The sequence below is a fragment of the Streptomyces sp. HNM0574 genome (genome assembly GCF_012726235.1).
Lineage (GTDB): Bacteria > Actinomycetota > Actinomycetes > Streptomycetales > Streptomycetaceae > Streptomyces.
Genome location: NZ_JAASAH010000001.1, coordinates 441,132 through 466,986 on the forward strand (window position 1 = coordinate 441,132; position 25,855 = coordinate 466,986).

Annotated in this window: 21 protein-coding genes; 8 read left to right on the plus strand and 13 right to left on the minus strand. The window is 72.3% G+C overall.

The features are described 5' to 3' along the window. Window positions 1–48: 48 nt before the first annotated feature. The 9 genes from pssA to HCC30_RS01850 all read right to left on the minus strand — a co-directional run bounded on the left by pssA (window position 49) and on the right by HCC30_RS01850 (window position 10,977). A complete protein-coding gene (pssA, locus tag HCC30_RS01810; protein WP_206323219.1) occupies window positions 49–900 on the minus strand; it encodes a CDP-diacylglycerol--serine O-phosphatidyltransferase in 852 nt (283 codons plus the stop codon). After that, window positions 887–1,546: a phosphatidylserine decarboxylase gene (locus HCC30_RS01815; RefSeq protein WP_169440155.1), complete on the minus strand. Its 660-nt coding sequence runs from the start codon at window positions 1,544–1,546 to the stop codon at window positions 887–889. Before HCC30_RS01815 ends, pssA begins: the two co-directional genes overlap by 14 nt. A 187-nt stretch (window positions 1,547–1,733) precedes the next feature. Further along, window positions 1,734–2,939 carry an acyl-CoA dehydrogenase family protein gene (locus tag HCC30_RS01820; RefSeq protein WP_169440156.1) on the minus strand — a complete coding sequence of 402 codons (1,206 nt, stop codon included), beginning with the start codon at window positions 2,937–2,939 and terminating at the stop codon, window positions 1,734–1,736. 1 nt (window position 2,940) lies between these two features. After that, window positions 2,941–3,465, minus strand: coding sequence for a MaoC family dehydratase (locus tag HCC30_RS01825; RefSeq protein ID WP_169440157.1), 525 nt, complete (start codon window positions 3,463–3,465; stop codon window positions 2,941–2,943). A 50-nt stretch (window positions 3,466–3,515) separates the two neighbouring features. After that, window positions 3,516–4,484 (minus strand): CoA ester lyase, encoded by a 969-nt coding sequence (locus tag HCC30_RS01830; protein WP_169440158.1) that lies wholly within the window; start codon window positions 4,482–4,484, stop codon window positions 3,516–3,518. Next, window positions 4,481–6,532 (minus strand): protein meaA, encoded by a 2,052-nt coding sequence (locus HCC30_RS01835; RefSeq protein ID WP_169440159.1) that lies wholly within the window; start codon window positions 6,530–6,532, stop codon window positions 4,481–4,483. The genes HCC30_RS01830 and HCC30_RS01835 overlap by 4 nt, the downstream gene beginning before the upstream one ends. 10 nt (window positions 6,533–6,542) lie before the next feature. Next, window positions 6,543–7,940 (minus strand): crotonyl-CoA carboxylase/reductase, encoded by a 1,398-nt coding sequence (gene ccrA / locus HCC30_RS01840; protein ID WP_169440160.1) that lies wholly within the window; start codon window positions 7,938–7,940, stop codon window positions 6,543–6,545. A gap of 377 nt (window positions 7,941–8,317) precedes the next feature. Continuing rightward, a complete protein-coding gene (locus tag HCC30_RS01845) occupies window positions 8,318–9,097 on the minus strand; it encodes a TetR family transcriptional regulator (protein ID WP_206323221.1) in 780 nt (259 codons plus the stop codon). A gap of 86 nt (window positions 9,098–9,183) precedes the next feature. Then, a complete protein-coding gene (locus tag HCC30_RS01850) occupies window positions 9,184–10,977 on the minus strand; it encodes a 3-hydroxyacyl-CoA dehydrogenase (RefSeq protein WP_169440161.1) in 1,794 nt (597 codons plus the stop codon). A 509-nt stretch (window positions 10,978–11,486) separates the two neighbouring features. On the opposite strand from HCC30_RS01850, the gene HCC30_RS01855 reads away from it, so the two are divergent. Further along, entirely contained in the window at window positions 11,487–12,161 is a 675-nt protein-coding gene (locus HCC30_RS01855; protein WP_169440162.1) for a HEAT repeat domain-containing protein, read from the plus strand. 563 nt (window positions 12,162–12,724) lie between these two features. On the opposite strand, the gene HCC30_RS01860 is transcribed toward HCC30_RS01855, so the two are convergent. From HCC30_RS01860 to HCC30_RS01870, 3 genes are all read right to left on the minus strand, one after another. After that, a complete protein-coding gene (locus tag HCC30_RS01860) occupies window positions 12,725–13,528 on the minus strand; it encodes a methyltransferase domain-containing protein (protein ID WP_169440163.1) in 804 nt (267 codons plus the stop codon). Further along, window positions 13,525–13,926: a RidA family protein gene (locus HCC30_RS01865; RefSeq protein WP_169440164.1), complete on the minus strand. Its 402-nt coding sequence runs from the start codon at window positions 13,924–13,926 to the stop codon at window positions 13,525–13,527. Before HCC30_RS01865 ends, HCC30_RS01860 begins: the two co-directional genes overlap by 4 nt. Before the next feature lie 94 nt (window positions 13,927–14,020). Next, window positions 14,021–15,061, minus strand: a complete 1,041-nt coding sequence (locus HCC30_RS01870; protein ID WP_169440165.1) for an Rv2578c family radical SAM protein — start codon at window positions 15,059–15,061, stop codon at window positions 14,021–14,023. Between the two features lie 179 nt (window positions 15,062–15,240). Here HCC30_RS01870 and HCC30_RS01875 point away from each other — a divergent pair, with 179 nt between their 5' ends. The 6 genes from HCC30_RS01875 (at window position 15,241) to HCC30_RS01900 (ending at window position 23,829) form a co-directional block, all read left to right on the plus strand. Next, window positions 15,241–15,687 carry an SRPBCC family protein gene (locus tag HCC30_RS01875; protein ID WP_169440166.1) on the plus strand — a complete coding sequence of 149 codons (447 nt, stop codon included), beginning with the start codon at window positions 15,241–15,243 and terminating at the stop codon, window positions 15,685–15,687. Window positions 15,688–16,020: 333 nt separating this feature from the next. After that, window positions 16,021–18,540, plus strand: a complete 2,520-nt coding sequence (locus tag HCC30_RS01880; RefSeq protein WP_169440167.1) for an MFS transporter — start codon at window positions 16,021–16,023, stop codon at window positions 18,538–18,540. 227 nt (window positions 18,541–18,767) lie between these two features. Further along, on the plus strand, window positions 18,768–19,493 hold the full coding sequence (locus HCC30_RS01885; RefSeq protein WP_169440168.1) for a class I SAM-dependent methyltransferase: 726 nt from the start codon (window positions 18,768–18,770) through the stop codon (window positions 19,491–19,493). A gap of 66 nt (window positions 19,494–19,559) precedes the next feature. Then, window positions 19,560–20,393: a M55 family metallopeptidase gene (locus HCC30_RS01890; protein ID WP_169440169.1), complete on the plus strand. Its 834-nt coding sequence runs from the start codon at window positions 19,560–19,562 to the stop codon at window positions 20,391–20,393. Further along, a complete protein-coding gene (locus HCC30_RS01895; protein WP_169440170.1) occupies window positions 20,386–21,795 on the plus strand; it encodes a M20/M25/M40 family metallo-hydrolase in 1,410 nt (469 codons plus the stop codon). Before HCC30_RS01890 ends, HCC30_RS01895 begins: the two co-directional genes overlap by 8 nt. A gap of 6 nt (window positions 21,796–21,801) precedes the next feature. Then, entirely contained in the window at window positions 21,802–23,829 is a 2,028-nt protein-coding gene (locus tag HCC30_RS01900) for a prolyl oligopeptidase family serine peptidase (RefSeq protein ID WP_169440171.1), read from the plus strand. A gap of 33 nt (window positions 23,830–23,862) precedes the next feature. Here the strand turns inward: HCC30_RS01900 and HCC30_RS01905 are convergent, their stop codons facing one another. Continuing rightward, a complete protein-coding gene (locus tag HCC30_RS01905; RefSeq protein WP_240979248.1) occupies window positions 23,863–24,822 on the minus strand; it encodes a WYL domain-containing protein in 960 nt (319 codons plus the stop codon). A 148-nt stretch (window positions 24,823–24,970) separates the two neighbouring features. On the opposite strand from HCC30_RS01905, the gene HCC30_RS01910 reads away from it, so the two are divergent. After that, entirely contained in the window at window positions 24,971–25,852 is an 882-nt protein-coding gene (locus HCC30_RS01910) for an NAD(P)H-binding protein (protein WP_169440172.1), read from the plus strand. Window positions 25,853–25,855 lie beyond the last annotated feature (3 nt).

Sequence of the window (25,855 nt, forward strand, 5' to 3'; positions counted from 1 at the left end):
GCCCCGGACCATCGGTCCGGGGCCCCACCCGTTTCGCTTCGTACCGGCTCAGCCCTGCGCAGCAGCCCGCGCCTCGCGCCGGTTGTCGCGGAAGGTGTTCACGCGACGTGCCGTCGCGAACAGCGGAATCACCGCGCCGAGGACGACCTGCAGCGCACAGCCGGTCTGGAGCAGCAGCTCACCGCCGGGCGCGTCGAAGGCCCAGGCGGCCAGCAGCCCCATGCTCGCGACGATCCAGCTGAGCATCGCGACGGCCAGCCTGCCCTGCGGCTTCGGGTACTCGACCCGGCTGACCATCAGCCACGCGACGCCCACGATGGCGAGCAGCGTCGGCACGAAGGGCAGCTCCAGCAGCACGATGGAGACGACCGTGAGCGCCCCGAAGGGGCTGGGCATGCCCTGGAAGATGCCGTCCCGCAGGGTCACGCAGGAGAATCTCGCAAGCCGCAGCACCACCGCCAGCAGCACCACGATCGCGGCCACCACCGAGACGCGCTGGTTCGCGTCGTTGGCGACCATCCCCCAGACGGCCACGAAGTAGGCCGGCGCCAGCCCGAAGCTGATCAGGTCGGAGAGATTGTCCAGTTCCGCACCCATGGCGGAGGAGCGGAGTTTACGGGCCACCAGGCCGTCGAAGAGGTCGAAGACCGAGGCGAGGAGCATGAGAACGACGGCGGTCGCGGCGCTGTGCCGCGCCATGCCGCCGTCCTCGCTGCCGGTGAGGTGCGGGATGAGCACGCCGGTGGTGGTGAAGTACACGGCCATGAAGCCGCAGGTGGCGTTGCCCAGGGTGAGGGTGTCCGCTATCGACAGGCGCGTCGACAGGGGCATTTCGTCCTCGTCGTCGTCCTCTGCCTCGGGTACCCAGGCGGCCTGGGTATCGGGATCAATCACGGTCAATTCGAGTCACCCCCGCGGTCGTGGCCTGGCCGACCTCGACGGCGGCCTCAACTCCCTCCGGAAGGTAGATGTCCACCCGGGAGCCGAAGCGGATCAGCCCGACCCGTTCGCCCTGCTCGACCTTGGTCTGCTCGGGCACGTAGGGCACGATGCGGCGGGCCACCGCACCGGCGATCTGCACCATCTCGATGTCCCCGAGCTCCGAGTCGAAGTGCCAGACGACCCGCTCGTTGTTCTCGCTCTCCTTGTTGAACGCCGGCACGAAGCCGCCGGGGATGTGCTCCACGGACGTCACCGTGCCCGCCACGGGCGCGCGGTTGACGTGGACGTTCAACGGGCTCATGAAGATCGCGACGCGGGTGCGTCCGTCCTTCCACGGCATGATGCTCTGCACGACACCGTCGGCCGGGGAGATCACGCGGCCCTGAGCGATCTCGCGCTCGGGGTCGCGGAAGAACCACAGCATGCCCGCGGCGAGCGCGGTGGCGGGCACGGCGACCGCGGCGGCCTTGCCGGAGCGGCGTGCCCTGAGGAGGCTGACGGCTGCGGTAGCGACGGTCGGCAGAAGCCACGGCGACGCTCCGCGCGCGAGGCGCACCCCCCGTGCCGGGGGAACGCCTGGTGCAGAGGATGGGCTGTGGGGCATGGATACCTTCGTAGCGGAGAGGGTGCCGCACGGTGCTGGGGACGGGCGGCTTTTTCCGGGATGCTATCGGTTAGTGGTGGCAACTGGGCAAGCCAGAGCGCCAGTCAAGGACCGAAGCCCCGGATCGGGGTGTGATCCTGACCTCCAGGAAAACACCCCGAATCGGGACATTTGGAGAAGGGGTCGCTCAGCCCTGGAAGCGGTACTCCTCCAGCAGGCGGCGGCCCACGATCATCTTCTGGATCTCGGCCGTCCCCTCGCCGATCAGCAGCATCGGCGCTTCGCGGTACAGCCGTTCGATCTCGTACTCCTTGGAGAAACCGTACCCGCCGTGGATGCGGAAAGCGTCCTCCACGACCTCCTTGCAGTACTCGGAGGCGAGATATTTGGCCATTCCGGCTTCCAGGTCGTTGCGCTGCCCGGAGTCCTTCTTCCGTGCGGCACCGACCATCAGGGCGTGCGCGGCCTCCACCTTGGTCGCCATCTCGGCCAACTTGAACTGGATGGCCTGGTGCTTGGCGATGGGCTTGCCGAAAGTCTGCCGCTGCTGCGCGTAGTCGATGCCCAACTCGAAGGCACGCTGCGCGACTCCGCAGCCACGCGCGGCGACGTTCACGCGGCCGACCTCGACGCCGTCCATCATCTGGTAGAAACCGCGCCCGGTTTCGCCGCCCAGCACACGGTCGGCCGGAATCCGCAGGCCGTCCATGACGAGCTCGGTGGTGTCGACGCCCTTGTAGCCCATCTTGTCGATCTTCCCGGGGATCGTGAGGCCCTTCCTGACCTCCCCGAAACCGGGCTCCTTCTCGACCAGGAACGTGGTCATCGACTTGTGCGGCGCGGTGCCCTCGGGATGCCCCTCGTCCGTCCGGCACAGCACCGCGACCAGCGTCGAGGAACCGCCGTTCGTCAGCCACATCTTCTGGCCGTCCAGGACGTACTCCTCGCCGTCCCGGACGCCCTTGGACGTGATCGCCGACACGTCCGAGCCGAGGCCCGGCTCCGACATCGAGAAGGCGCCGCGCACCTCGCCCGTCGCCATCCGCGGCAGGAAGTGGTCCTTCTGCTCCTGCGTGCCGTGCTGCTTGAGCATGTACGCCACGATGAAGTGCGTGTTGATGATGCCCGAGACGCTCATCCAGCCGCGGGCGATCTCCTCCACACACAGCGCGTAGGTGAGCAACGACTCACCGAGGCCGCCGTACTCCTCCGGGATCATCAGCCCGAAGACGCCCAGCTCCTTCAGGCCCTCGACGATCTCCGTGGGGTACTCGTCCTTGTGCTCCAGGTCGGTGGCGACCGGGAGGATCTCCTTGTCGACGAAGTCGCGGACCGTGGCGAGGATCTCCCGCTGGATGTCCGTCAGCCCGTCCGTCTGCGCGAGGCGTCCCATGTCACTTCCCGCCCTTCCGCGGGGGCTCGACGAGCTCGGGACGTCCCGGCTGCTCCCCGCCGCGCTCCTTGACGTACGTCTGTGTCGGCACCATCACCTTGCGGCGGAAGACGCAGACGAGCGTGCCGTCCTGCTTGTAGCCCTTGGTCTCGACGTGCACCACGCCGCGGTCGCTCTTCGACTTCGACGGGGTCTTGTCCAGGACGGTCGTCTCGCCGTACAGGGTGTCCCCGTGGAAGGTCGGCGCGACGTGCTTGAGCGACTCGATCTCCAGGTTGGCTATCGCCTTGCCCGACACGTCCGGCACGGACATGCCCAGCAGCAGCGAGTAGATGTAGTTGCCGACGACGACGTTCCTGCCGAAGTCGGTGGTCTGCTCCGCGTAGTTGCTGTCCATGTGGAGCGGGTGGTGGTTCATGGTCAGCAGACAGAACAGGTGGTCGTCGTACTCGGTGACGGTCTTCCCCGGCCAGTGCCGGTACACGTCGCCGACCGTGAACTCCTCGTAGGTGCGGCCGAACTGCATGGTGCGACTCCGTAGGGTGCGAAGCGCGCGGGCACTCCCGCGCGGCGGGCTCAGGACTGCGGGGGCTCGAAGACGGAGGTGCGCTTCATGCCGGCCGCGCGCCCCTTGCCGGAGACGACCAGCGCCATCTTGCGGCTCGCCTCGTCGATCATCTCGTCGCCGAGCATCGCCGAACCCTTCTTGCCGCCCTCCTCCGAGGTGAAGTACTCGTAGGCGTCGAGGATCAGCTCGGCGTGGTCGTAGTCCTCCTGGGACGGCGAGAAGATCTCGTTCGAGGCCTCGACCTGTCCGGGGTGCAGCACCCACTTGCCGTCGAAGCCGAGCGCCGCGGCGCGCTGCGCGACCTCGCGGTAGCCGTCGACGTTCTTGATCTGCAGGTACGGGCCGTCGATCGCCTGGAGGTCGTGCGTACGGGCCGCCATCAGGATGCGCATCAGGATGTAGTGGTACGCGTCCGCCGGGTAGCCGGGCGGCTGCTCGCCGACGACCAGGGACTTCATGTTGATGGACGCCATGAAGTCGGCCGGGCCGAAGATGATCGTCTCCAGCCGCGGCGAGGCACCGGCGATCGCGTCGACGTTGACCAGGCCCTTGGCGTTCTCGATCTGCGCCTCGATGCCGATCCGGCCCGGCTCGAAGCCCATCGTCGTCTCGATCTGGGTCAGCAGCAGGTCCAGGGCCTGCACCTGCTGCGCGTCCTGCACCTTCGGCAGCATGATGCAGTCCAGGTTCTGGCCCGCGCCCTCGACGACGGTGATCACGTCGCGGTAAGTCCAGTGCGTCGTCCAGTCGTTGACCCGGACCACGCGCGTCTTGCCCGTCCAGTCGCCCTCGTTGAGGAACTTGACGATGGTGTGCCGCGCGTCCGGCTTCGCCAGCGGGGCGCAGGCGTCCTCCAGGTCCAGGAAGACCTGGTCGGCGGGGAGGCCCTGGGCCTTCTCCAGGAAGCGCGGGTTGCTGCCCGGCACGGCCAGGCAGGAACGGCGCGGGCGAAGGCGGTTGACGTGCTGCTCGGTCATGCGGGGACCTCCAGGGGATCGAGCGTGTTCGCGGTGCGGATCTCGTCGACGATACGGCCGATGATCTCCGTGATGCCGAAGTCCTTCGGCGTGAAGACCGCGGCGACACCCGCGGCGCGCAGCGCCCGGGCGTCCGCGGACGGGATGATGCCGCCGACGATGACGGGCACGTCGTCCGCGCCCGCCCGCCGCAGCCTCTCCAGGACGTCCGGCACCAGCTCGGCGTGCGAGCCGGAGAGGATGGACAGGCCCACGCAGTGGACGTCCTCGGCGAGGGCCGCCGAGGAGATCTCCTCAGGGGTGAGCCGGATGCCCTGGTAGACCACCTCGAAGCCCGCGTCGCGGGCCCGGACGGCGATCTGTTCGGCGCCGTTGCTGTGCCCGTCGAGCCCGGGCTTGCCCACCAGCAGCCGCAGCTTGCCGACGCCCAGCTCCTTCGCCGTGTGGTCGACCTTGCGGCGCACCTCGGCGAGCGTCGAGCCCGCCTCTGCCGGCACCGCGACAGGCGCGCCGCTCACGCCGGTCGGCGCCCGGAACTCGCCGAACACCTCGCGCAGCGCGCCCGCCCACTCGCCGGTGGTGACGCCGGCGCGGGCGCACTCCAGCGTGGCCGCCATCAGGTTCTCCTCGGAGGCCGCCGCCTCCTTCAGCCGGTCCAGCGCCTGGGCCGCGCTCGGGAAGAGGGCCGGATCGCCCTCGCCCTGCCGCCAGAACGGCTCGTCCCGGCTGCGCCGCCACCCGCCGACGGCCTCGGTGACGCGCGCTTCGTTCGCCGGGTCGACGGTCTGGATCGCGGTGTCCAGGTCGGCGGTGAGCGGGTTCGGCTCGGTCGACTCGAAGCAGTTGACGCCGATGATGCGGTCCTCGCCCGACTCGATCCGCGCCCGCCGCTCCGCGTGCGAGGCGACCAGCTGCGACTTCAGGTAGCCGGACTCGACGGCCGCCATCGCGCCGCCCATCTCCTCGATCCGGCCGATCTCCGCGAAGGCCGCGTCGACCAGCTCGGTGACCTTCTCCTCGACCACGTGCGAGCCGTCGAACAGGTCGCCGTACTCCAGCAGGTCGCTCTCGTGCGCCAGCACCTGCTGGATGCGCAGCGACCACTGCTGGTCCCAGGGGCGCGGCAGGCCCAGGGCCTCGTTCCAGGCCGGGAGTTGGACGGCGCGGGCGCGCGCGTCCTTGGACAGCGTGACGGCGAGCATCTCCAGCACGATGCGCTGCACGTTGTTCTCCGGCTGCGCCTCGGTCAGGCCGAGCGAGTTGACCTGGACCCCGTAGCGGAAGCGGCGCTGCTTCGGGTTCTCGATCCCGTACCGCTCCCGCGTGATCCGGTCCCAGATGCGGGTGAAGGCCCGCATCTTGCACATCTCCTCGACGAAGCGGACGCCCGCGTTCACGAAGAACGAGATCCGCGCGACGACGTCGCCCATCCGCTCCGGCGGCACCTGCCCCGAGTCACGGACGGCGTCCAGCACGGAGATCGCGGTGCTCATGGCGTACGCGATCTCCTGCACCGGCGTGGCCCCGGCCTCCTGCAGGTGGTAGCTGCAGATGTTGATCGGGTTCCACTTGGGGATGTGCGCGACGGTGTACGCGATCATGTCCGTCGTGAGCCGGAGCGAGGGACCCGGCGGGAACACGTGCGTCCCGCGCGAGAGGTACTCCTTGACGATGTCGTTCTGCGTGGTCCCGGCCAGCTGCGTGATGTCCGCGCCCTGCTCCTCCGCGACCACCTGGTACAGCGCCAGCATCCACATGGCGGTGGCGTTGATGGTCATGGAGGTGTTCATCTGCTCCAGCGGGATGTCCTCGAACAGCCGCCGCATGTCCCCGAGATGGGAGACCGGCACCCCGACCCGGCCGACCTCGCCGCGGGCGAGGACGTGGTCCGGGTCGTAGCCGGTCTGCGTCGGCAGGTCGAAGGCCACGGACAGCCCCGTCTGCCCCTTGGCGAGATTCCGCCGGTACAGCTCGTTGGATGCCTCGGCGGTGCTGTGGCCCGCGTACGTCCGCATCAGCCACGGACGGTCCCTGTTCCGCTCCGTCATCAGGCGTCTCTCACACGTTCCGGCTGGGCTGGCTGGTCCGCTCGCCTTCGGCTTCACGGAACAGGTTGATGGAGTCGAGGTGCCGGGCGCGCTTCTCGTGGTCGCGGACGCCCATGCCCTCCTCGGGGGCGAGGGCGAGGACGCCGACCTTGCCCTGGTGCAGGTTGCGGTGGACGTCGTGGGCCGCCTGCCCGGTCTCCTCCAGGCGGTAGGTCTTCGACAGGGTGGGGTGGATCTTGCCCTTGTCGATGAGGCGGTTGGCCTCCCACGCCTCGCGGTAGTTGGCGAAGTGCGAGCCCACGATCCGCTTCAGCGACATCCACAGGTAGCGGTTGTCGTACTGGTGCTGGTAGCCGGAGGTGGAGGCGCAGGTGACGATGGTGCCGCCCTTGCGGGTGACGTAGACGCTCGCGCCGAAGGTCTCGCGGCCGGGGTGCTCGAAGACGATGTCGACGTCCTCGCCGCCGGTGAGTTCGCGGATGCGCTTGCCGAAGCGCTTCCACTCCCGCGGGTCCTGGTTGTGCTCGTCCTTCCAGAAGCGGTAGCCCTCGGCCTTGCGGTCGATGATCGCCTCGGCGCCCATCTTCCGGCAGATCTCCGCCTTGTCCTCGCTGGAGACGACGCAGATCGGGTTGGCGCCGCCGGCCAGCGCGAACTGCGTGGCGTAGGAGCCGAGTCCGCCGCTGGCGCCCCAGATGAGGACGTTGTCGCCCTGCTTCATGCCCGCGCCGTTGCCGGAGACGAGCTGCCGGTAGGCGGTGGAGTTGACCAGCCCGGGCGCCGCCGACTCCTCCCAGCTGAGGTGCTTGGGCTTGGGCATCAGCTGGTTGGACTTCACCAGCGCGATCTCGGCGAGCCCGCCGAAGTTGGTCTCGAAGCCCCAGATGCGCTGCTCGGGGTCGAGCATCGTGTCGTTGTGCCCGTCGGCGCTCTCCAGCTCGACCGAGAGGCAGTGCGCGACGACCTCGTCGCCCGGCTTCCAGGAGTTGACGCCCGGGCCGGTGCGCAGCACGACGCCGGAGAGGTCGGAGCCGATGACGTGGTACGGCAGGTCGTGCCGGGCGGTGAGCGGCGAGAGCTTCCCGTAGCGCTCCAGGAAGCTGAAGGTGGAGACCGGCTCGAAGAGCGAGGTCCACACCGAGTTGTAGTTGACCGAGGAGGCCATCACGGCCACCAGGGCTTCGCCCGGGCCGAGTTCGGGGACCGGCACCTCGTCCAGGTGCAGCGACTTGCGCGGGTCCTTGTCGCGCGAGTCGAGCCCGTCGAACATGCCGGCCTCGTCCTTGTGGACGGTCACCGCGCGGTACGACTCCGGGAGGGGAAGGTTCGCGAAGTCGTCTGCGGTCACGGCGGGGGAGCCGTTGTCGTGTGCTGTGGACGCGAGAACCGCGTCGAGGATCTGGTTCACGGATTGCCTCCGGCGAAGCGCGATGAGGGAAGACGCTTGAGGGTGTCGTCGGTGCTGAGGCAGTGCCGTCGGTCCGGCGGACTGTGCGGTACGGCAGCGCTGGTGAGCGCGGGAGGTGCCTGTGACGCAGGCGTCCGGTCGCACACGGAGATCGCTCCGCGGGGACAGCGCCCGGACTGACGTCAACGTATGACACCCTGTGCCAGTCGACAAGGCACTGCGTGCCAAAAACTTGTCTCAGTTGTGAGCGTCACATCTCAGATGAGCGATGATCGATCGTGTGGTCCCGCGAACCGGGCGGAATCCCCGCATACGGAAACACCTCCGCCCGGCGGCAACTCGGTTGCCGCCGGGCGGAGTTCGTCAGGAGCGGGCCGTCAGCCGTCGCGGTGGATGGCCTGCTCGATGGTGCGCATGATCTCGTCCAGCGGCGCGTCCGTACGGGCCACCGTGACCAGCACCTCGCCCTCCCGCGAGGCCGAGGCGGCGGACCGCTCGCCGGCCGGACGGTTCGCGCCGAAGCCCGTGCCGAAGGTGCGTCGCACGATCGCGAACGCCTGGTCCAGCTGGGCCTCCACGTCGCCCACGCCGCCGCCGCGCAGCCAGCGCCGCAGCACGTGGTTGTGCGCGGTGACCACGGCCGAGGCGGCGACCTCGGCCAGCAGCGGCTCGTCGAAGTCGCTCCCGGCCTCGCGGTGCGCCGCCTCGTCGAAGTGCCCCAGCAGATAGCGCGTGAACAGCCGCTCGTACCGGGCGACCGAGGCGATCTCCCGCTCCCGCAGCGCGGGGACCTCACGCGTCAGCTTGTACCGCTCGACGCTGCCCTGCGGTGACGATGCGTACATCTTCATCACCTCTTTGATCCCCCGGCAGACGGTGTCCAGCGGGTTCTCGTGCGCGGGGGCCGCGTCCAGCACGGCCTGGGCGCGCACCAGGGTGTCGTCGTGGTCGGGGAAGATCGCCTCTTCCTTGGAGCGGTAGTGCCGGAAGAACGTCCGCCGCGCGACCCCGGCCGTCGCCGCGATCTCGTCGACCGTCGTCGCCTCGTAGCCCTTCGTGGCGAAGAGCTCCATGGCGGCGGCGGCCAACTCCCTGCGCATCCGGAGACGCTGGGAGGACGCGGCTGACGTGCGGGAAGGCTTTACGGGCTCGGACATGTGGTGAACGTTACACGCCGTGACGGACTCGGGGGGCGGGCAGTCCTCGGAAGGCTCCAGCAGCCCGCCCCACCGGGCGTGGGACGTCACCGCCTCGCGTACTCGCGGAAGCCCCGCCCCGTCTTCCGGCCCAGGCAGCCCGCCGCGACGAGGTGCTCCAGCAGCGGCGCCGGGCTCAGCCCCGGATCGCGGAACTCGCGGTGCAGCACCTGCTCGATCGCCAGCGAGACGTCCAGCCCGACCACGTCCAGCAGCTCGAACGGGCCCATCGGGTAGCCGCCGCCGAGCCGCATCGCCGCGTCGATCTCGTCCAGCGTCGCGTAGTGCTGCTCGACCATCTTCACCGCGTTGTTCAGGTACGGGAACAGCAGCGCGTTCACGATGAACCCGGCGCGGTCGCCGCAGTCCACCGGGTGCTTGCGGATGCGCGCGCACACCGCGCGGGTGGTCGCGTGCACGTCGTCCGCGGTGAGGACGGTGCGCACGACCTCGACCAGCTTCATCGCGGGCGCCGGGTTGAAGAAGTGCATCCCGATCACGTCAGCAGGGCGCGAGGTGGCCCGCGCGCAGGCCACCACCGGCAGCGAGGACGTGGTCGTCGCCAGCACCGCGCCGTCCTTGCAGACCTTGTCCAGCGCGGCGAACAGCTCCCGCTTGACCTCCAGGTCCTCCGCGACGGCCTCCACCGCGAGGTCCACCCCGGACAGCGCGTCCAGCGAACCGGCCGGCGTGACCCGGGCCAGCGCCGCCTCCCGGTCCTCCTCGCTCATCCGGCCCTTGGCCACCGAGCGCGCGAAGGACGTGGCGATCCGCTCCTTCGCCGTCCGCGCCTTCTCCTCGCTGCGCGCGGCCAGCACCGTCGGGTACCCGGCCTTCGCGAACACCTCGGCGATCCCGCTCGCCATCGTGCCGGACCCGGCGACGCCGACGGACTCCACCGTCCTGGCCGCCCCCGCGGCCGCGGCCGGGTCGGGCGTCTCCGCGTCCGGGACGACGACGCCGCTGCCCGGGGCTTCGTAGGTGTAGAAGCCGCGGCCGGCCTTCTGTCCCGTCAGGCCCGCGTCGCTCAGCTGCCGGAGGATCGGCGCGGGGGCGTGCAGCCGGTCCTGGCTGTCGGCGTACATGGCCTCCAGGACGGTGCGGGCCGTGTCGATGCCGATCAGGTCCAGCAGCGCGAGCGGGCCCATCGGCAGGCCGGCGCCGAAGCGCATCGCCGCGTCGATGTCCTCGCGGCCCGCGTAGCGCGACTCGTACATCGCCGCGGCCTGGTTCAGGTAGCCGAACAGGAGCCCGTCGGCGACGAATCCGGGCCGGTCGCCGACCGAGACCGGCTCCTTGCCCAGCTCGCGGGCGAGTGCGGTCACCGCGTCCACGGCCTGCGGCGAGGTGAGCACCGAGGAGACCACCTCGACCAGCCGCATGGCGGGCGCGGGGTGGAAGAAGTGCAGGCCGAGGACGCGCTCGGGGCGGTCCGAGTCGGCCGCGAGCCGGGTCACCGACAGCGCGTTGGTGCCGGTGGCGAGGATGGTGTCCGGGGCGACGAGGGTGTCGAGCTCGGCGAAGACCCGGCACTTGGTGTCGTAGTCCTCGTCCACGACCTCGATGACGAGGTCGGCCTCGGCGGCCGCCCGCAGGTCGGGGAAGGTGCGGAAGCGGGCCAGCGCGTCGCCGCGCTCGGCCTCCGTCATCCGGCCGCGCTCCACGGCGCGTGCGGTGGACGACTCGAACGCGGCCCGCGCGGTGCGGGCCGCGGCGTCGCTGATGTCGATGCCGATGACCTCGCGGCCGGAGCGGGCGAGCACGTCGGCGATGCCCGTACCCATCGTGCCGAGGCCGACGACGGCGATGGTCTGCAGAGTCTTCAGAGGCGGACGGTCCATCAGGGGACTCCTGGGAGTGACGACTGACGATGAGGGTGGAGCCGGGCCGCGCGTCGCGGGAGGGGCCCGAACGCTCGGGCGCGGCGGGGGAGTCGGCCACGGGGCGCGGCGCTTCGTTGCGCGCGCGGGCGCCGTGGGGGAGAACTCCGCGAAAAGCGGGGGAAACCGGCCGGCCCTGTCCCGGGGCCCTGCCGTGCGAAACGAACCGAACCGACTGCACTCACGGCGGCTGCGTCACCAGGCCGCCTGAGCGGGGGTGCCGCTCTGATGAGCACGTTAACCCGTCGGTAGCACTCGCCTCAAGACCTGCGCGGGATCGGGTGCGTCCAATCCGCCCCAGCGACCCGCCTGTTGGTGTCGCTGAGTCACCACGCACACACGGACCGAATGCGACGCGCGTGGCATTCCCCGCCCGTCACCTGTGCGGATTACCCGTGGGTAATCGAAAGGCGAGGGGTATGGCATTTCCAAGGCTGGTGGCACGGACCACGTGCGGGAAGGTGGCGGAAGTGGCCGACGCATTCCGATCGTTGATCGATCGCACCCGGGCCGAGGCGGATCCACCGGAGTACGAACGCCTGGTCGCCCTCGCGCGGGAGAGCACCCCGGCGGCGCGCGACCAGCTCGCGGCCGTCCTCATGCAGCCCGAACGCCCCCTGTGGGCCCGGGAGATAGCCGCCTTCGCGCTCGGCAACGCGGGCGACCGGCGGGCCTTCGAGACGCTCATCTTCATGCTCAACTACCGCGACCCCGTCCGCTGCGCCACCGCGGCCCAGGCGCTCGCCCGTCTGCGCGACCCGCGCACGGCACGCGCCGCGGCCGCCATCGCCACCAACGAACTCCGCACCGCCTACGCGCTGCACGCCGTACGGCTGCTCACCGCGCTCCGCGCACCCGAGTCCGTCCCCACCCTCGTCACCGTGCTCCAGCGGCTGCTGATGGGACCCGTCCACTACTGGCCCATCGCCGAGGCGTGCGTCGAGGGCCTGGGCGCGCTGGAGGACCGCCGCGCCGTGCCCGTACTGATCGCCGCCGCCGAGCACCACCGGCTCTCCCCGGCCGCCAAGGCGGCCCTCGCCCGCATCCCCGCCACCGGCGCCCGGGCCCGCCGCGCCCGCCGCCAGCCCGCCGGCCGCCAGGCCCCGGCCCCCGCACCCCGCCACGGCCACGGGCACGCGCCCTAGCGCACCGTCCGGTCCGCGTGGAACGGGCCTCTGGCGTACCGGAGTCGGGCCTCCGCCCGGTACGCCAGAGGCCCGTTCCGCTTCCCGCCGCCTTCCTGCTCGCCCCCGCCGCCTCCCTGGTGCCGGGGGCTGTTCTGGTGTCCGGGCGGCGGTTCCGGTGGTGCCGGGCCGGGGCGTCGTGGCCGGGGCTTCGGTCCCGGCCGTCCTCGCCGGTCGGGAGGTTTCCGGGTGACGAGGCGGGTGGACGCGGAGTGCCGCAGGTACTCATCGAGACGTACGGGCGTCTCCTCGGCCCGCCGGGAGTACGGGTACGCCCGTGGCATCAGTCCCGTATAGGCGAACCGCCAGGCGTGCACGCGCAATTCGGCCACTTCCGGCACCCCGGACACGGTCAACTCCCGTATGCGCGGGCCGTCATGGTGACTGGCGGTGACGCTCCGGGCGCCCGGCTGCGGGGCGATGCCCGGCAGCACGATGGGGACATGACCCCCGCGGCGGACGGTGCGCGGCGGGCGGCCCGGGCTCCAGGCCTCGAAGACGGGGCCACGGGGCCCGCGCGCTCCTCAGCCGGCCGGGCCGTGCCCCTCCGGCTTCCGTGCGGTGAGCTGGAACAGGCGCGCCGTACGGCGGTACGGGTCGCGGGCGGAGGCGGCCAACTCCAGGCGTTCCAGCCGCGAGTAGAAGGCCGGATCGTGTTTGAGGGCGTCGTCGGCGATCCAGTCGCAGAAGGCGCGGATGCCGAAATGGCGCACGGCCTCGCAGCCGAGGGTGCGCAGCATCCCGCCGACGTCCTCGGCGGTGTGCAGCCGCATGGACGTCCCGGGGGCGAACAGCTCCGTGCGGGCCGTGTCCTGGTCGAGCGCCGCGAGGGCCGCCTCCGGGTCCAGGTCCCGCAGGGCGCTCTTCAGCGGTGCCGAGTGCCGGTTCAACGCCATCACGGAGAACAGGCCGCCCGGCCGCAGCGGCACCAGCGCGGTGCGCAGGACGCCGCGCGGGTCGGGGGTGTACGGGATGAGGTTGTGGCAGAGCACGACGTCGAAGGCGCCGTGTGCCACGGCCTCGGGGAGATCCGCGGCGCACGGCGTGATCTCGGCCTCGACGGTCGTGACCCGCTCCGACAGGCCGCTGTCGGCGGCCCGTTCGCGGGCACCGGCGAGCATCGCGGGCGCGTGGTCGACGACCGTGACGTGGTGCCCCCGGGCCGCCAGCCGGAGCGCGTCGCCCCCGTCGCCGCCCGCCAGATCGAGCACCCGCGCGGGGCCGTCGGCCAGTGCGGGGGCGAGGTTGGCCTCGGCCACGGTGTAGCGCAGCCGGCCCCAAGGCGCCTCCTGCCAGGCGCGCCAGGCGCTCCCGTCCGTGGCCGTCACGTCCGCGGGAGCAGCGCGTAGGCCTCCACCTCGAGGACGAGGTCCGGGTGGATGAGGCCGGAGACCTGGACGGCGCTGCTCGCGGGCGGCGCGGCGGTGTCGATGTACGCGTCGCGGGCCACCCGGACGGCGGGGAGGTGGGCGATGTCGGTGGTGAAGAGGGTCAGCTTCACCACGTCGGACCAGCCGGCGCCGGCCGCGGAGAGGCAGCGGTCCAGGTTCGCGAAGACCTGGCGGGCCTGCGCCTCGGGGTCGCCCGCGCCGACGACGGCACCGTCCGCGTCGAGGGATATCTGACCGGACAGGGCGACGAAACGGCCTTCCCCGAGGACGACATGGCTGTAGCCGTTGCCCTGCGGAAGGCCGGAGGGGCTGGTGAGGTGGGTGAGTTCGGGCATGCGGTGATGATCACCGCCGGCGGGCCCGCGCGCCAGGGGTTTTCCGGCCCCAACTGCCTGTCCTGCCAGGCACGTTGGGTTCCGGTCGGCCGGGTCAGAGCAGGGTGAGCTGGGTGGCCCGGGGTTCCGGTTCCGCGTCCGGTGGCGGGGTGTCGTACGGGCGGGGGAGGGCGCGCGCGGCGCCGGGGGCGCTCGGGCCGATGCCGTACTCGGCGGCCAGCTCGTGCACCTGGCGCGTGATCCGGCGCTGGTACCACTTGGGGGCGTACGCACCGTCCGCGTACAACGCCTCGTAGGGGCGCACGAGTTGCGGATGGTGGGTGCGGAGCCACTGCATGTACCACTCGCGCGCCCCCGGCCGCAGATGGAGCGCGAGCGGGGTGACCGAGGTGGCGCCCGCGGCGGCGATCGCCCGGACGGTGGTGCGCAGCCGCTCCGGCGAGTCGCCGAGGAACGGGATCACCGGGGCCATCAGGACCCCGCAGGGGATGCCGTGTTCGCTGAGCGTGCGGACGACGTCGAGCCGGCGCTGCGGCGCGGGCGTTCCCGGCTCGACGGTGCGCCACAGCTCCTCGTCCGTGAAGCCGACGGAGACGGACACCCCGACGTCGGCCACGGCCGCTGCGGAGCGCAGCAGTTCCAGGTCCCGGAGGATCAGCGTGCCCTTGGTGAGCACGGAGAAGGGGTTGGCGTGGTCCCGCAGGGCGGTGAGGATGCCGGGCATCAGGCGGTAGCGGCCCTCGGCGCGCTGGTAGCAGTCGACGTTGGTGCCCATGGCGATGTGGTCGCCGCGCCAGCGGCGGGCGCCGAGTTCGCGGCGCAGCAGTTCGGGCGCGTTGACCTTGACCACGATCCGGGAGTCGAAGTCCTCGCCCGCGTCGAGGTCGAGATAACGGTGCGTGTTGCGGGCGAAGCAGTACACGCAGGCGTGCGAGCAGCCGCGGTACGGGTTCACGGTCCATTCGAACGGCATGCGCGAGGCGCCGGGGACGCGGTTCACGATCGAGCGGGCGCGGATCTCGTGGAAGGTGATCCCCCGGAACTCGGGGGTGTCGAAGGTCCGCGTCACGGCGTTCGCGCCGAAGAGGGCGGGGGCGTCCGCGCTTCCGTCGCCGCCCAAGCTGTCCCAGCGCATCGAGCCCTCCTCGGCCTTTCCGTCCGCTGTTCGGTTCTGCTGTCGTACGTGAATAGAACACCTGTTCCCCTCGGCTCTGTCAACCCGGATTTTGGCGGGCGCGCGGAGGGTGATTGGCTATGGCCGGGTCCTTGGTGGCCACCGGGCGACCCGTTCAGGTGCCTACAGCAGGAGGAGCAATGGCTCAGGTCGAGTCGGTCACCCAGCGTGAGATCACGGCCAAGCCGGACGACGTGTTCGACGCGCTCGCCGACTACAGCGACACCCGGGCCAAGCTGCTGCCCGGCCAGTTCAGCGAGTACGAGGTGCGCGAGGGCGGCGACGGGGAGGGGACCGTCGTGCACTGGAAACTCCAGGCCACGAGCAAGCGCGTCCGTGACTGCCTCATGGACGTCTCCGAGCCCACCGACGGCGAACTCGTGGAGAAGGACCGCAACTCCACGATGGTCACGACGTGGAAGGTCACCCCGGGCAGCGCCGACGGCACGGCGCGCGTGACCGTCACCACCGTCTGGAACGGCGCGGGCGGCATCGGCGGCTTCTTCGAGAAGACCTTCGCGCCGAAGGGCCTCGCCCGCATCTACGACGAGCTCCTCGCCAAGCTCGCCGCCGAGATGGAGAAGTGACCCGCCGCCCGGGTTCTGCCGGGCAGGCGTGAACCAGGGCCCGGCGCCCGGGAGTTCGCGGCCGCGTGCCCGCGGCCGGAGCCCCGGATTCCGGGGCCGGGCCGCTCACCGGAACGAGTGGTTCTCGCGGCGGGCGGGGCGTGCACCGTCAGCCCCGCCCGCCGCGTCACTCGTCGGTGAAAGCCCCTGGTGGAGGGCGAAAGGGCGCCCGGGGCAACGGAGTTGGCGGGCCGCCGGCGCCGCCCCGGAACGCCCGCCTCCGACTTGATCGGCCCCTCGCCCGGTGCGAGAAATGCTCACCCGAGACGGCGCCGCGGCGAAATGGGGTGAGCGATGGCCGGCACGGCACTGGGCGACCGGGACGCTCCCCTCGCCACCGTCGAACTGCCCCCGGTGACGGGCGCCCCCGTCGAACTCGGGCCCCGGCGCCTCCGGTTGGTCTTCCACGGGCTGATGCTCGTGCTGCTGCTGGCCGCGCTCGAGCAGACCATCGTCGCCACCGCGCTCCCGAAGATCGTCGGCGAGCTGCACGGCCTGGACCGCATGTCCTGGGCCGTCACCGCGTACCTGCTCGCCGCCACCATCGGCCTGCCCGTCTACGGGAAGCTCGGCGACCTCTTCGGCCGGAAGGGCGTCTTCCTCTTCGCCATCGTCGTCTTCACCGCGGGCTCCGGACTCGCGGGCTGGGCCCGCACGATGGACGAGCTGATCGCCTTCCGCGCCATCCAGGGCATCGGCGCGGGCGGGCTCATGACCGGCGTGCAGGCGATCATCGCGGACATCGTGCCGCCCCGGCAGCGCGCCCGCTACATGGGCGTCATCAGCGGCGCCTTCGGGCTGGCCTCCGTCGCGGGGCCGCTGCTCGGGGGCTGGTTCACCGACACCCTCTCGTGGCGCTGGTGCTTCTGGTTCAACGTGCCCTTCGGCCTCGTCACCCTCCTCGTCATCGGCCTCGTGCTGAGGCTCCCCCGGCCGGACCGCGCCCGCGTCCGGCTCGACGTCCCCGGCGCCCTGCTGCTCGCCGTCTTCTCCACCTGCCTTGTCCTGCTGACCAGTTGGGGCGGCACCCGCTACGCCTGGGGCGACAGGGTGATCCTCGGGCTCGCCGCCGGCGCCGTGCTGAGCGCGCTGCTCTTCCTCCTCGTCGAGCGGTACGCCGCCGAACCGGTTCTGCCGCTGCGCCTGTTCCGCGACTCCGTGTTCAACGTGACGGGGCTCGTCGGCGCCGCCATCGGCATCGCCCTGTTCGGCGCGGCCAGTTATCTGCCCAGCTTCCTGCAGATGGTCGACGGCGTCAGCGCCACCACCTCGGGCCTGCTGATGCTGCCGATGATGGGCGGCATCGTCCTCGCCTCGATCGTCTCCGGGCACCTCATCGCCCGCACCGGCCGCTACCGGAGCCACCCCGTCCTCGGCTGCGCGCTGGCCGCCGTCGGCATGTGGCTGCTGTCCGGGCTGGGCGAGGACACCGGGCGCGTGGAGTACAGCCTGTGGATGGGCGTGCTCGGGCTGGGGCTCGGGTGCGTGCTGCCGGTGCTCGTCCTCGCCGTGCAGAACTCCGTGCCCCCGGCCGACCTCGGCGTCGCGACCAGCGCCAACACCTACTTCCGGCAGGTGGGCGGCAGCGTCGGAGCCGCCGTGTTCGGCACCCTGTTCGCCCACCGGCTGGCCGGCGCCCTCGCCGACGAACTGCCCCGGCACGCCTCGGGCGACGGGCCGCTGCCCGACCCGGAGTCGATCACCCCGCAGCTGGTGCACGCACTGCCCGCGCAGCTCCGCGAGGGCTACGTCCGGGCGTACGCGGAGGCGATGCCGGGGATCTTCCTGTACCTCGTCCCGGTGCTCGTCCTCGGGCTCCTGTTCGCGCTCTTCCTCAAGGAGAAAAGCCTGGTGTCCGCCAACCCGCCCGTCCCCGGAGCCCGTCACCCGGAGGAGCCCGCAGACCGCCGGACGGCCGCCGACTCCCTCGCCCACGTGCAGGCGTACCGCGAGGCCGCGGGCGCGGCGGCCCCGCCACCGGCCGCCGCCTCGGCCCCCGTCACGGTCACCGTCGGCCAGGAGCCCGGGACCGAAGCCGGGCCCGACCCGGCGGACGAGTGGATTCCGGTACGCGGCAGCGTGCGGCACCACGACGGGACGGGCGTCCCCGGAGCCGCGCTCACCCTCATCGACACCGGCGGGCGCCAGACCGGCCGCGGCACCACCGGCGAGAACGGGCGGTACGCGCTGAGCACCCCGGGCGCCGGCTCGTACGTCCTCATCGCGGCGGCGGGCGGGCACCAGCCGCAGGCCGTGGGCGTCACCGTCGCCGACCGCCCCGTCGAACTGGACGTGCTGCTCGGCGGCGCCGGACGCCTCGCGGGCACCGTCCGCGGCGCCGACGGACAGCCCGTACGGGACGCCTCGGTCACCCTCACCGACGTGCGCGGCGAGGTCGTCGCCTCGGCCCGGAGCGGGCCCGAAGGGGCCTACAGCATCGACGAGTTGGTCTCCGGCGAGTACACCCTCGCCGCGAGCGCCTCCGCGTACCGGCCCGCCGCGCTGCCCGTCTCGGTGCAGCCCTCGCGCGCGACCCGGCAGGACATCGAACTGGCGGGCGGCGCCCTGCTGCGCGGCACCGTACGCGCAGGCGGCGGACGGCCCGTCGAGGACGCCAGGGTCACCCTGCTCGACGTGACGGGAAACGTCGTGGCCACCGTGACCACCGGCCCCGACGGCGTCTTCCGCTTCGCCGACCTGCCCTCCGGCGAGTACACCGTGATCGCCGCCGGATACCCGCCCGTGGCCACGGTCCTGCGGGTCGCGGGCGGCGGCCGCACCGAACGCGACGTCCAACTGGGCCACGCGGACTGACGGTTGGGCCCGGCCCCGGGCCCCGTTCCGGCGCGGGAGGAGGCGACCGGCGCGGGACACGGGGCCGGGCGCCGGGAACGGGAGCCGGGCGCCGTGCGCGGCACCGGCCGGGCGAGCCGCCGGATCGATCCGTCGTGCGACGTCCCTTGTGCGCACGGCCCGAGGGGCCTTCACTGCGGGAGGAAGACGCCGCCGTCCCGGCGTTCACCTCGGGCATGGAGCCACATATGGAGGCAAGCACGCACTACGCCGACGCCTGGGAGGGCTTCTGGCGTGCCGCACCCGAAGGGGAGGGCGAGGTCCTGTGGGACACCGCCCCGCAGTTCGCCGCGGCCCGCCATCTGCCGCTGCTGACCGCACACTCCGGCGGCGCCGCCGCGCTCGTGGACGTCGGCTGCGGAAACGGCACCCAGACCCGGTACTTCGCGGCGCGCTACCGCCGCGTCGTCGGCATCGACGTCTCCCGCGCGGCGATCGCCCGCGCCCTCGCCGGGCCCGCCACGGCCGCCGACTTCCGCCGCGTGGACGCCGCCGACCCGGTCCCGGTCAAGGGCCTGCACGCCGAGACCGGCGACGCCGACGTCTACCTGCGCGGGGTGCTGCACCAGTGCGGCCCGGGGGACCGCGCTCGCGTCGCGTCCGGCGCCGCCACCCTCGCCGGCACCCGCGGCCGGGTGCTGGCCGTCGAACCCGCCGCCTCAGCCAGGGACGTGCTGGCCGCGCTGATGAGCCGCCCCGGCGGACCGCCGCCGTCCCTCGCCGCCGTCGTCGGACACGGCATCGCCCCCGCGGAGATGCCCGACGAATCGGTGCCCGCGCTCTTCGCCGCGCTGGGCCTGAGCATCCTCGCCGCGGGCAGCGCCCCCTTGCAGCTGACCCTGCGGGACGCCGGGGGCTCGCCGGTCGAACTCCCCGCGAACTGGCTGGTCGCGGGCCGGATGAGTGACTTCTGAGAACGAGATCTCCGGAGTTATCCACAGGGGTGTCGCGGCGTTTGCCGACCGCGTAACGTTCCGCGCATGAAGATCCTCATCAGCGCCGACATGGAAGGCGCCACCGGTGTCACCTGGCCCGCTGACGTCCTCCCCGGCACCCCGCAGTGGGAGCGTTGCCGCTCCCTGTTCACCTCCGACGTGAACGCAGCGGTGCAGGGCTTCTTCGACGGCGGAGCCGATGAGGTCCTCATCAACGAGGCGCACTGGACGATGCGCAACCTGCTCCTCGAAGAGCTCGACGAGCGCGCCGAGATGCTCACCGGAAAGCACAAGTCCCTCTCCATGGTGGAGGGCGTGCAGCACGGCGACGTCGACGGCATCGCCTTCGTCGGCTACCACACGGGCGCGGGCGCCGAGGGCGTGCTCGCCCACACCTACCTGGCCAACTCCCTCACCGGCGTCTGGGCCGACGGCGTCCGCGCGAGCGAGGGCCTGCTGAACGCCCTGGTGGTGGCCGAGTTCGGCGTCCCCGTCGTCCTCGTCACGGGCGACGACCGCACCGTCGAGGACGCCGGGGGATACGCCCCCGCGGCCCAGGGCGTCGCCGTCAAGGACTACGTCTCCCGGTACGCGGCCGTCTGCCGCACCCCGGCCCGTACGGCGGCGGACATCCGCGCCGCGGCCGCCAAGGCCGCGCCGCTCGCCGTGCGGACCACACCCGCACCGCCCCAACCGCACACCATTGAGCTGGAGTTCGACGCCGAACACCTGGCCGGCGCGGCTACCGTCGTGCCCGGCGTGGAACGGGTGGGGGAGCGCCGCGTGGCCTACACCTCGCGGGACATGTACGAGGGAATCCGCTGCTTCAAGGCGGTCACGACCGTCGTCTCGGCGGCGGTGGAGGAGCAATATGGCTGAGACGGGCACGCCCGGCACCCCGGGCGACAGAAACCGGCACCAGGAGCACACGGGCCCGGCCGCGCACATCGACCAGCAGGCGCTGGACGAGGTCGTCACGTTCACCTCGGACCTGATCCGGATGGACACCACGAACCACGGCGGCGGCCGGGGCAACGAACGGCAGGCCGCCGAGTACGTCGCGGACCGGCTCGCCGACGCGGGCCTGGAGCCGACCCTCCTGGAGAAGGCCCCCGGCCGCACCAACGTCGTCTGCCGCATCCCCGGCAGCGACCCCACGGCCGACGCGCTGCTCGTGCACGGCCACCTCGACGTCGTCCCCGCCGACCCCGCCGAGTGGTCCGTGCACCCCTTCTCGGGCGAGATCCGGGACGGCGTGGTCTGGGGCCGGGGCGCCATCGACATGAAGAACATGGACGCCATGGTGCTGGCGACGGCCCGCGCCTGGGCCCGCGCCGGAGTCCGCCCCCGGCAGGACGTGGTGCTGGCCTTCACCGCCGACGAGGAGGACAGCGCCGAGTTCGGCGCCGGATACCTCGCCGACCAGCACGCCGAACTCTTCGAGGGCTGCACCGAAGGCATCAGCGAATCCGGCGCGTTCACCTTCCACACCGGCGACGGGATGCGGCTGTACCCCGTCGCGGCGGGCGAGCGCGGCACGGCCTGGCTGCGCCTGACGGCCGACGGCCGCGCCGGACACGGCTCCAAGGTCAACCACGACAACGCGGTCACCCGGCTCGCCGCCGCAGTCAACCGCATCGGCGAGCACCGCTGGCCGCAGCGGCTCACCCCGACGGTCCGCGCGGCGCTCGCCGAACTCGCCGCCCTGCGCGGCCTGGAGCCCCCAGAGTTCGACGCACCCGGCTTCGACGTCGACACCCTGCTCGCCCGGCTCGGCCGCGAGTCCCAGCTCGTCGAACCGACCGTACGCAACAGCGCCAACCCCACCGTCCTGGACGCCGGTTACAAGCTGAACGTCATCCCCGGCAGCGCCACCGGCTACGTCGACGGCCGCATCCTCCCCGGCGGCGAGGACGAGTTCCACGCCACCCTCGACGCACTGACCGGACCCGAGGTCGACTGGGCCTTCCACCACCGCGAGGTGCCGCTGGAGGCCCCCGTCGACGGCCCCGCGTACGCGGCCATGCGGGAGGCCCTGCTGCACTTCGACCCCGAGGCGCACGTCGTGCCGTACTGCATGTCCGGCGGCACCGACGCCAAGCAGTTCTCCCGGCTCGGCATCGCCGGGTACGGCTTCTCGCCGCTCCGGCTGCCCGAAGGCTTCGACTACCAGGCGCTCTTCCACGGCGTGGACGAGCGCGTCCCGGTGGACGCCCTGCACTTCGGCGTCCACGTCCTCGACCGCACCCTGCTCGCCCTCCGGGGCACCCGGGAGGCCTGACCGCACATGGCGACCGCTACCGCTCCCCACGGCACCTGGCCGTCCCCGATCGACGCCCCGCTCGTCGCGGCCCACGACGGCCGGCCCGAGTATCTCGGGGCGGTCGGCGGGGAGTTGTGGTGGACGGAACCACGCCCCGAGGAGGGCGGCCGCCGCGCCCTGATGCGCCTCTCCCCGGACGGCGGCCCCGCCGCCCCGGCCGTCGAGCGCACGGTGCTGCCCGCCCCGTGGAACGTACGCAACCGCGTCATCGAGTACGGCGGACTGCCCTGGGCCGGGGCGGCCCGCCCGGACGGCAGCCCCGTCGTCGCCTTCACCCACTTCGACGACCAGCGCCTGTACGCCTACGAACCGGACAACGGCTCCCCGGAGCCGCCGAGGCCGCTGACGCCGGTCTCGGAGGTGACCGACGGCGGACTGCGCTGGTGCGACCCCGTGCTGCTCCTCGACCGGGGCGAAGTGTGGTGCGTACTGGAGGAGTTGACCGGGCCCAGGCCCACGGACGTGCGCCGGATGCTCGCCGCCGTCCCGCTGGACGGCTCGGCGGCCGAGGACCGCTCCCGCATCCGCGTCCTGACCGGTGAAGGGCCGGACGCCAACCGCTTCGTGACCGGCCCCCGGGTCTCCCCGGACGGACGGCACGCCGTCTGGATCGCCTGGGACCACCCGGCGATGCCCTGGGACGGCACGGAACTCAAGGTCGCCCGCGTCACCGCGCAGGGCACGTTCGAGGACGTCCGCGCCGTCGCCGGCGGGCCGGAGGAATCCATTCCGCAGGTCGAATGGGCGCCCGACGGGCGGCTGTTGTTCGTCTCCGACACCACCGGCTGGTGGAACCTCCACCGGCTCGACCCCACCGCACCCGACGGGGCCCGCACCGAACTCTGCCCGCGTGAGGAGGAGTTCGCGGCCGGCGTGTGGCGCATCGGCGGCAAATGGTTCGAGCCGCTGCCGAACGGCCTCGTCGCCGTCCTGCACGGCCGCGGCTCCATGGTCCTGGGCATACTCGACCCGGAGACCGGCGACCTCGTCGACGCACCCGGCGCCTGGAGCGAATGGGGCCCCGCCCTGGCCGCTGCCGACACCCGGATCTTCGGCGTCGCCGCCGGCCCCCGCACCGCGTACGAGATCGTCGAGCTCGACACCGGCACCGGCCACAGCCGCGTCGTGGCCTGCGGCCACACCGACGACGTCGACCCCGCGTACTACCCCGAGCCCCTCGTCCGGACCTTTACAGGACCGGGCGGCCGCGACATCCACGCCCACCTCTACCCGCCCCACCACCCCGGGTTCACCGCGCCCGCAGGCGACCTCCCGCCCTACGTCATCTGGGCACACGGCGGCCCCACCTCCCGCTCGCCGCTCGTACTCGACCTGGAGATCGCCTACTTCACCTCCCGCGGCATCGGCGTCGCCGAGGTCAACTACGGCGGCTCGACGGGCTACGGGCGGGAGTACCGCAACCGGCTCCGCGAACAGTGGGGCGTCGTCGACGTCGAGGACTGCGCCGCCGTCGCCCGTGCCCTCGCCGAGGAAGGCTCCGCCGACCCGGCACGCCTCGCCATCCGGGGCGGCAGCGCCGGCGGCTGGACGACCGCCGCCTCCCTGACGTCCCCCGCCACCGAGGGCCTCTACGCCTGCGGCACCATCAGCTACCCCATCCTCGACCTGGAGGGCTGGGCCACCGGCGAGACGCACGACTTCGAGTCGCAGTACCTGGAGTCGCTCGTCGGCCCCCTCGAACAGCACCGCGAGCGGTACCGCGAACGCTCACCCATGCACCACGCCGACCGCGTCACCGTGCCCTTCCTGCTCCTTCAGGGCCTGGACGACGTGATCTGCCCGCCCGTGCAGTGCGAACGCTTCCTCCAGCAGACGGCCGACACCGTGCCGCACGCCTACCTCGCTTTCGAGGGCGAAGGCCACGGGTTCCGCCGCGCCGACACCATCATCCGCGCCGTCGAGGCCGAACTCTCGCTGTACTCCCAGGTGTTCGGCCTCGGGCGGGAGGATGTGGGGCGGGTGGAGCTTTAGCTGGTTCCGGGCCTTCCGGCCGGACCGTGCGATTCAGGTGCCCCCGGTGGCCCGCGCTGTCCGTGTGGCGCGGGTCGCCCGGGTGGTCATGCGGCGGGTGGCCTCGGCCAGTTCGGCGGGGGACTCGACCGTGTAGGGGACGGCGACGGCCGCGACGATGCCCGCGAGCCAGTCCCAGTCGTCGGGGTCCGTCCGGTAGCGGCAGCGGTCCGTGCCGACGGCTTCCAGCGTGCCCGCCTCGGCCGTCAGCCGCCGGGTGACGACGGACAGCGGGGCGTCGAAGAGCACCGAACCGTCCGCGCCCGGTGCGCCGGTGAACGGGCCCTCGGGGACCGGCCGTGGTGTGAACGTCGTTCCCGGGACGCCGACTTCGCGCATCGCCCCGACGCGGAAGCTGCGCCAGTCCTCCCGGTCCAGGTCCCAGCAGAGCAGGTACCAGCGGTGCCGGAGCAGGACGAGACGGTACGGCTCGACCCGGCGCCCGCTCTCCCGGCCGTCCCGCGCCGTGTAGCGGAAGCGGACGTGCGCGTGGGTGTGCGTCGCGGGGGCGAGGTGCCGGAGCGCGGCGAGCGTGCGGTCGTCCGGCGCCCCGGCCGGGGGCTCCGGCGGCTCCGTGGACGCGGCCACGGACTCCACGCGGTGGCGCACCCGGGACGGCACCACCTGCTCGATCTTGCCCAGCGCCGAGGCCGCCGCGGCCGCCTCGGCACCGCCGTACGCCGCGGCCGCGTGCCGCAGGCCGACGACGGTGGCGACGGCCTCGTCGTCCGTCAGCAGCAGCGGCGGCATGCCGTGCCCGCCGAGCAGGCGATAGCTGCCGCCGGTGCCGGGGGCGGAGCCGACCGCGTAACCGAAGCCCCGCAGCCGCTCCACGTCGCGGCGCAGCGTACGGGCGGACACCCCGAGCCGCCGGGCCAGTTCGGGCCCGCTTTGGGCACGGCCCGACTGGAGCAGCGACAGCAGCTCCAGCATTCGCCCGCTGGGGTCTCCCATGCCGGCTCACCTCCCTCGTTCCTGCGGTGCCGCCGGTTCGGGCTCCCGTCGATGGTGCGGCTCGTTGCGGACAGGTTCTGGCCTCAAGTGTCCCTACGGTGGCAGCACGTCCGCATCTCGCCCGCGCTCCGTGGAAGGACCTTCCGCCATGACCATTGCCGTGACCACTCCGACCGGCCACGTCGGATCGCGCGTCGTCCGGCTGCTGTTGCAGGCCGGTGTCCGCCCGCGCGTGCTCGTCCGCGACCCGGCCCGGCTGGACGCGGACACCCGGGCACGCGTCGACGTACGGCGCGGCGACCTCACCGACGGCACCTACGTGCGGGAGGCGACGGCGGGGGCACGCACCGTGTTCTGGGTCGACCCGACGCCGCACACCCACCCTGAGCCGATCGACACCTCGGAGCGGACCGGAGCGCACATCGCGGCCGCCGCCCGCTCCGGCGACGTCGCCCGCGTCGTCCTGCTCAGCAGCATCGGCGCGGAGCGGCGGCACGGCGCGGGGCACGTCGACGGGCTGGCGCGGATTGAGGAACAGCTCGACGCGAGCGGCGCCGACGTCCTCCACCTGCGCTGCGGCTACTTCTTCAGCAACCTCCTCCTCGACCTCGACGGCCTCGCCCGCGGCGTCCTCACCACCCCCTTCGACCCCGGGATGCCGATGGCGTGGGTCGACCCGCGCGACATCGGGGACGTCGTCGCGGCGCGACTGCTGAACGACGACTGGCACGGACGGACCGTGCAGGCGGTGCACGGCCCCGAGGACCTCACGTTCGCGGGCGTCGCCGGCATCCTCACCGAGGCGCTCGGCCGCACGATCCGGCTGGAGACCGTCAGCGAGGACGCGCTCCGGGCCCAACTCCGGGACGCCGGGCTGCCGTCGGGGGCGGTAGAGGGCATCGTGGGCATGTCGGCCGGGATGCGGGGACTCGTTCCGGAACAGCCCCGCGACCTGCTCACCACCACCCCCACCTCACTCGGCGCCTGGGCCTACGAAACCCTCCGCCCGCTCCTGGCCGTTCGCGCGTGACAG

Coding starts and splice junctions, on each gene's coding strand:
- HCC30_RS01820 (WP_169440156.1), bottom strand. CDS start 2,939: ATGGGACGCCTCGCGCAGACGGACGGGCTGACGGACATCCAGCGGGAG.
- HCC30_RS01845 (WP_206323221.1), bottom strand. CDS start 9,097: ATGTCCGAGCCCGTAAAGCCTTCCCGCACGTCAGCCGCGTCCTCCCAG.
- HCC30_RS01815 (WP_169440155.1), bottom strand. CDS start 1,546: ATGCCCCACAGCCCATCCTCTGCACCAGGCGTTCCCCCGGCACGGGGG.
- HCC30_RS01890 (WP_169440169.1), top strand. CDS start 19,560: ATGAAGATCCTCATCAGCGCCGACATGGAAGGCGCCACCGGTGTCACC.
- HCC30_RS01825 (WP_169440157.1), bottom strand. CDS start 3,465: ATGCAGTTCGGCCGCACCTACGAGGAGTTCACGGTCGGCGACGTGTAC.
- HCC30_RS01830 (WP_169440158.1), bottom strand. CDS start 4,484: ATGACCGAGCAGCACGTCAACCGCCTTCGCCCGCGCCGTTCCTGCCTG.
- HCC30_RS01900 (WP_169440171.1), top strand. CDS start 21,802: ATGGCGACCGCTACCGCTCCCCACGGCACCTGGCCGTCCCCGATCGAC.
- HCC30_RS01880 (WP_169440167.1), top strand. CDS start 16,021: ATGGCCGGCACGGCACTGGGCGACCGGGACGCTCCCCTCGCCACCGTC.
- HCC30_RS01895 (WP_169440170.1), top strand. CDS start 20,386: ATGGCTGAGACGGGCACGCCCGGCACCCCGGGCGACAGAAACCGGCAC.
- HCC30_RS01850 (WP_169440161.1), bottom strand. CDS start 10,977: ATGGACCGTCCGCCTCTGAAGACTCTGCAGACCATCGCCGTCGTCGGC.
- HCC30_RS01905 (WP_240979248.1), bottom strand. CDS start 24,822: ATGGGAGACCCCAGCGGGCGAATGCTGGAGCTGCTGTCGCTGCTCCAG.
- HCC30_RS01865 (WP_169440164.1), bottom strand. CDS start 13,926: ATGCCCGAACTCACCCACCTCACCAGCCCCTCCGGCCTTCCGCAGGGC.
- HCC30_RS01835 (WP_169440159.1), bottom strand. CDS start 6,532: ATGACGGAGCGGAACAGGGACCGTCCGTGGCTGATGCGGACGTACGCG.
- HCC30_RS01910 (WP_169440172.1), top strand. CDS start 24,971: ATGACCATTGCCGTGACCACTCCGACCGGCCACGTCGGATCGCGCGTC.
- HCC30_RS01885 (WP_169440168.1), top strand. CDS start 18,768: ATGGAGGCAAGCACGCACTACGCCGACGCCTGGGAGGGCTTCTGGCGT.
- HCC30_RS01875 (WP_169440166.1), top strand. CDS start 15,241: ATGGCTCAGGTCGAGTCGGTCACCCAGCGTGAGATCACGGCCAAGCCG.
- HCC30_RS01870 (WP_169440165.1), bottom strand. CDS start 15,061: ATGCGCTGGGACAGCTTGGGCGGCGACGGAAGCGCGGACGCCCCCGCC.